General features: G+C 60.3%; 1 protein-coding gene. It reads right to left on the reverse strand.

Annotated elements, in window-relative coordinates; all coding sequences use genetic code 11:
- Nucleotides 1–224 (reverse strand): response regulator (locus ASE56_RS01240; protein ID WP_156371565.1); only part of this gene is annotated, 224 nt, incomplete at both ends.

Below are 224 nucleotides of genomic sequence, written 5' to 3' on the forward strand. Positions count from 1 at the left end.
CGGGCAGGTTCTTGGCGAAGGCGTCTTCCGCATATCCCGAAACGAAGACGAACTTCACGTCAGGCTGGCGCTTGCGCAACTCTCCCAGCAGCGTCGGTCCGTCCATTTCAGGCATCACCACGTCGGACACGACAATATCGATCTTGCCTTCCAGGGCATCGAAGATTTCGAGCGCCTCGACCCCGGAAGAGGCTTCGTGGACGGTGTAGCCGCGCGAAGTCAGC

It is taken from the genome of Microbacterium sp. Leaf203 (genome assembly GCF_001421275.1).
In the GTDB taxonomy this organism is placed as follows: Bacteria; Actinomycetota; Actinomycetes; order Actinomycetales; family Microbacteriaceae; genus Microbacterium; species Microbacterium testaceum_A.